General features: G+C 52.9%; 6 protein-coding genes. 4 read left to right on the plus strand and 2 right to left on the minus strand.

The genetic code is table 11. The features are described from left to right. Positions 1-190, minus strand: a 190-nt coding sequence (locus tag EA408_12270; protein TVR69747.1) for a hypothetical protein, incomplete at its 3' end; no start/stop codon positions are given. Positions 191-281: 91 nt separating this feature from the next. Here EA408_12270 and rbfA point away from each other — a divergent pair. From rbfA to EA408_12285, 3 genes are all read left to right on the plus strand, one after another. Beyond that, entirely contained in the window at positions 282-620 is a 339-nt protein-coding gene (rbfA, locus tag EA408_12275) for a 30S ribosome-binding factor RbfA (GenBank protein ID TVR69752.1), read from the plus strand. Positions 621-811: 191 nt separating this feature from the next. Next, entirely contained in the window at positions 812-1,867 is a 1,056-nt protein-coding gene (locus EA408_12280; GenBank protein TVR69748.1) for a methyltransferase domain-containing protein, read from the plus strand. 70 nt (positions 1,868-1,937) lie between these two features. Then, on the plus strand, positions 1,938-3,185 hold the full coding sequence (locus EA408_12285) for an FtsX-like permease family protein (GenBank protein ID TVR69749.1): 1,248 nt from the start codon (positions 1,938-1,940) through the stop codon (positions 3,183-3,185). 24 nt (positions 3,186-3,209) lie between these two features. Here the strand turns inward: EA408_12285 and EA408_12290 are convergent, their stop codons facing one another. After that, complete coding sequence (locus EA408_12290) at positions 3,210-3,422, minus strand: hypothetical protein (protein ID TVR69750.1); 213 nt, start codon at positions 3,420-3,422, stop codon at positions 3,210-3,212. Here EA408_12290 and EA408_12295 point away from each other — a divergent pair. Further along, positions 3,406-5,272, plus strand: a 1,867-nt coding sequence (locus EA408_12295; GenBank protein ID TVR69751.1) for a hypothetical protein, incomplete at its 3' end; no start/stop codon positions are given. The genes EA408_12290 and EA408_12295 overlap by 17 nt on opposite strands.

Consider the following 5,272-nt stretch of genomic DNA (forward strand, 5'->3'; position numbering starts at 1 on the left):
CGGGGAAGTTGTTACCCCTTCCGGGGAAGTTGTTACCCCTTCCGGGGATGTTGTTTCCCCTTCCGGGGAAGTTGTTACCCCTTCCGGGGAAGTTGCTCTTCCTTCCGGGGAGGTGTCCCCCCTTTCCCTTTAGGCGAACCTGTTCCACCTTTGCAGTAACCTGTCTCACCTTCAGGGGAAGCCTGCGCAAAATTAATCAATTGTTGGAAATTGTCAGCATTAATTACATGAGTGCCTCCCTTGAGTATGGCCGGCCACAGGAAATGTTTATCTTTGCCATTATGGAATCACAAAGGCAAAGTAAGGTGGCAAGGCTGCTTCAAAAGGAGCTGGCCGATATTTTCAGGAAAGAGGGAAGTAACCTTTTTGGTGGTGGCATGATCACGGTCACCGTTGTCAGGGTGACGCCCGATCTGTCACTTGCCAAGGTTTACCTGAGCCTTTTCCCTCCCGAGAGGTCACAGGAGATGTTTGAAGAGGCCAATATGCAGGTAAAAACGATCAGGCATGAGCTGGGCAGGAGGGTGAAAAACCAGTTAAGACTGGTGCCCGAGCTGCAGTTCTACATTGACGACAGTATTGATTATGCCAGGAGAATTGATGAGCTTCTCAAGCCGTGACAGGTCAGATGTTACCGGGGCTGTTACAGGCTTCGCGTGCCGGCCGTCACTGCACTTCAACCGGCTCTGCCTGACATTATCGTACCACAGCCGGTCCGGCCTGACGGTGCCGCGCTCCGGTAAACCCCTGCACACAGATAAATTGTTGTTAACCGGCCCCGGATGCCCGGCGCCATATTTTCATGTTAAGAATGGATTATGATCCGGTAAAAAAGGATGCCGGCAGGATTTTCAATTGCTGCAAACCGGCAAGAGTTCTGTTTTACAGGCTGCTCAATGTGCTGCTGCTAAGGTCATGGCACGTCAGGAGGGAGATCAGGCGGTGGGCCCGCACTGCACCAGGCGGTGCCTGCGTGCTTGACGCAGGATCGGGTTTCGGACAGTACGTGTGGTTCGTGTCAAGGCTAAGGAAGGACTTCCGGGTAAAGGGCATTGACGTGAAGGAGGAGGAGGTTGAAATCTGCAACAGGTTCTTCAGAACAGCCGGCAACGGGACTGACCCCGCAACCGGCGGCACCATGGCCGCAGCTTCCGGCTATGCTTCCGGTCCCGCCCCGGCCAACACTCCCGACACGGCCGCTGCTCCCGGCGCCGTGTCCGGCGTTGATGCCGGTCCCGCCCCGGCCAATGCTCCCGGCGCCGCGTCCGTTCCCGCTCCGGGCAACACTCCCGACACGGCCGCTGCTCCCGGCGCCGCTTCCGGCGTTGATGCCGGCCCCGCCCCGGGCAACACCCCCGCCCCCCGCGTAATCTTTGAAAAGGCCGACCTGCTGGAGTTCAGAGAACCCGGCACCTACAACCTGGCGCTGTGCATCGATGTGCTGGAGCATATTGAAGATGATGTAAGGGTGATGTCGAATATCTGCCGCTCTCTCAAACCGGGCGGTACGCTGATCATATCGACACCATCGGACCAGGGAGGCTCGGATGTTCACGGAGACGGCGACCACTCCTTTATAGGCGAACATGTAAGAGACGGGTACGGCAGGGAGGAGATTGCCGGTAAGCTCACCAGTGCGGGCTTCAGCAGTGTGGAGACACATTATACCTACGGCCGCTGGGGCAGCATTTCATGGAGGCTGTCGATGAAATACCCGATCTGGCTGCTTAACAGGAGCAAGATTTTTTTCCTGGTTCTTCCGGTATACTATTTACTGACATTCCCTGTTGCCCTGGCACTCAATTTTTGCGATATTTACACTCGTAACAGGACGGGGACCGGACTGCTGGTGAGGGCGGTCAGGTGAAAAACCGGCGGGTGAAGGAACAAGCAGCTCAAAAAGTAACGGGACTGCCCGTGAGGTCAACAGTATAATCATGAAGCGTGAAATGAACTTCTCTCTCTATATAGCAAAGCGCTACCTGGTAGCGAAAAAGTCACACAACGTCATCAACATCATCTCCGGCATCTCGGTGGTGGGCGTGGCTACCGGCACCATGGCGCTCATAGTGATCCTCTCGGTGTTCAACGGGTTCGACAGCCTGCTGAAATCGCTGTTCAGCGTTTTTGATCCGGAGCTGGAGATAACCCTTGTCGAGGGAAAGACCTTTTCGGTGGAAGGCGACGAAAGATTTGAAAGAATAAAGGAGCATCCCGGGGTGCTCTATTTTACTGAGGTGCTGGAAGAGAACGCACTGCTTATGTATGGCGAAAGACAGCATATCGCCACCATGAAGGGGGTGGAGGAGAACTTCACGGAGCATAGCGAACTCCAAAGGATGATGATGGAGGGGAGCCTGATGCTGAAGGATGACATGGGTAATAACTTCGCAGTGCTGGGCAGGGGAGTGGCCAATGTGCTGGCCGTGGGCCTGAGCTTCCTGACACCCCTGGAGATATATATTCCCAGCCGTACTGCAGGTATTACAATGAACCCCGACAGGGCTTTCAACAGGAGGCTCATATATCCCTCGGGGGTCTTCTCCGTGGAACAGGAGACCGATATGAACTACCTGCTCGTGCCGCTTGACTTTGCCAGGGAGATACTTGAATTCAGGGAAGAGGTGACATCGGTGGAGCTGGGCCTGAGCCCCGGTTTCCGCGAAAGCGATGTGCAGGATGAACTGCAGGAGATACTGGGCGATGAATTCAGGGTGCTGAACCGTTACCAGCAGCAGGAATGGCTCTACAAGGTGATGCAGTCGGAGAAGTGGGCCATATTCCTGATCCTTGCTTTTATCCTGGTTGTGGCGTCGTTCAACATTATCGGGTCGATAACCATGCTGATCATCGAGAAGAAAAAGGATATAGCCGTGCTTAAGAGCCTGGGCGCCACGGAAAATATGATTAGGAAAATCTTCCTGTTCGAGGGCTGGATGATCTCGGTTGTTGGGGCGGCGGCGGGGTTGTTAATCGGACTCGCAATTTGTGTGGTGCAGATGGAGTTCGGGGTGGTCAAGCTATATGGCAGCGGCACCTTTATCATCGATGCTTACCCGGTTGAGCTGCAGTTTACCGATTTTATCTATGTATTTCTTACCGTGCTGCTGATAGGTTTCTTTGCGGCACTCGTGCCGGTGAGATATATCACCCGGCGCTTCTTTTCGGTTTCTGAACAACTTTAATAAATGAGTTTGGATATCAGTGTGTTAGTCTATAAGTGCCAGGCATACCTGTCTGGTGATTTTTTTGATAAGATGTGTTTTTCGTTGGATAAACCTACGGATTTTTATGATTAATGTAAATATTGCTGTAACTTTAGGTAATGGAAATCCGTAGATAGTTTTATGAATCAGGCTGGTATAGAGGCCGGCATTTTTGTTTGTTTTGTGGAATGATTTGTATATGAGGCATATATACATTTATATATTATTTCTGTTCCCATTATTTCTGCTTGGCCGGGCATCTGTCTATGCTTCAGATCTTGAGCTGGTTTTGCTCGAAGCTGACTCTGTAAGGTGCCACGGCGAGAGTAACGGCAGGATCAGGATAGAGGTTACAGGGGGTTCGCCTCCTTACTATTATTCCTACAGCGGACCCGTAGGCAGCGGCAGTATTTCGACCAATAATACTTCCCACGTATTTACCGGACTTCAGGCCGGTTTTTATAACGTATCGGTTATTGATAACGAGTTCCGGGGAATCAGCGATTTCATATTTGTCCATCAGCCCGATCCGCTGGTTACCGATGTGACACCCAAACCGGCAACCATGTGTGCCGGGAACATACTCCAGTTCGATGGTAATCCGTCGGGAGGTAATTTAAGCTACACCCATTTGTGGTCGGGCACGGGTGTCATTTACCTGAATGCCGACGATATTGTGGATCCTGTTTTTACGGTCGATGTGATTGGGAGTTATGATCTGAATTACCGGGTAGAGGATCAGTATGGCTGCTGGGCTGCAGAGGATATAACTGTTGAGGTGTACAGCGACCTGGCGGCTGATGTGTCTAAAACAGACATTACCTGCTCCGGGGCTGTTGACGGCACGATTACCGTGAGTGGTGCCACGGGTGGGTCGGCCGGGAATTTTGAGTATTCGGCCGATGACGGACTTTCGTGGCAGTCAGCGGCGGAGTTTACCGGCCTGCCGGCCGGGACCTACCATGTATGGCTGAGGGATGCCGATGTTACCGCATGCGAGGTTTTTCTTGAAACAGTGGTCATTAATGAGCCTGCAGAACTGCAGGGTTCGGTCAGCTTTACGGTCATAACCTGCCACGGCGCTGATGACGGCTCAATAACGGTTTCGGGTGTTTCTGGCGGATGGGGCAATTACCAGTTTTCTATTGATGATGGTTCCACCTGGCAATCCGGAGCCTTTTTCGGGGCACTTGGAGCCGGGGCCTACCAGGTATGGATGCGTGATGCTGATTTCACGGACTGTGAGAAATTTCTCGATGAGATAACGCTAACCGAGCCTGATGAGCTTACTGCCGATGTCGATAAGGTTGATGTGACGGAGTGCCATGGCAACACCAACGGTGAGATCAGTATTTCCGATGCGGCGGGCGGCTATGGCAATTATGAGTTTTCGATTGATGGTGGTGCTTCATGGCAGGTTAGTGTTCTGTTTGAGGGTCTTGGCGCCGGCAGTTACCAGGTTTGGATGCGTGATTCTGATTTTCCGGATTGCGGAATGTTCCTGGCGGAGGTGACTCTGACCGAACCTGATGAGCTTGACGGCTCGGTTTCCTCCACACCGATCACCTGCAATGGCGCTGATGACGGTTCTATAACGGTGTCGGGCGCCACGGGCGGCAGCGGAAATTATGAGTTTTCAAATGATAACGGCACAACGTGGCAGTCGGAGACAGTGTTCACAGACCTGACTCCCGGCACCTACCGGGTGTGGATGCGGGATGAGGAGCACCCTGGCTGCATGATGTTCCTTGATGAGATTACGCTGACTGAGCCTGCTGAGCTTCAGGGTTCGGTAAGTTCTACCGTGATCACCTGCAATGGCGCTGATGACGGTTCTATAACGGTATCGGGCGCCACGGGCGGCAGCGGCGATTATGAGTTTTCAATTGATGACGGTGTGGACTGGCAGTCAGATGCCTCTTTCGGGGGACTTGGCGCCGCCACTTACCAGGTTTGGATGAGGGATGCGAACTTCCCTGCTTGTGAGATATTTCTGGAGGCGGTTACGCTCACCGAGCCTGATGAGCTTACTGCCGATGTCGATAAGGTTGATGTGACGGAGTGCT

The organism is Marinilabiliales bacterium (assembly GCA_007695015.1).
In the GTDB taxonomy this organism is placed as follows: Bacteria; Bacteroidota; Bacteroidia; order Bacteroidales; family PUMT01; genus PXAP01.

What these genes read in the sequence shown, in the direction of transcription:
- rbfA (TVR69752.1), top strand. Translation starts at nt 282, where the DNA reads ATGGAATCACAAAGGCAAAGTAAGGTGGCAAGGCTGCTTCAAAAGGAG.
- EA408_12290 (TVR69750.1), bottom strand. Translation starts at nt 3,422, where the DNA reads ATGTATATATGCCTCATATACAAATCATTCCACAAAACAAACAAAAAT.
- EA408_12280 (TVR69748.1), top strand. Translation starts at nt 812, where the DNA reads ATGGATTATGATCCGGTAAAAAAGGATGCCGGCAGGATTTTCAATTGC.
- EA408_12285 (TVR69749.1), top strand. Translation starts at nt 1,938, where the DNA reads ATGAAGCGTGAAATGAACTTCTCTCTCTATATAGCAAAGCGCTACCTG.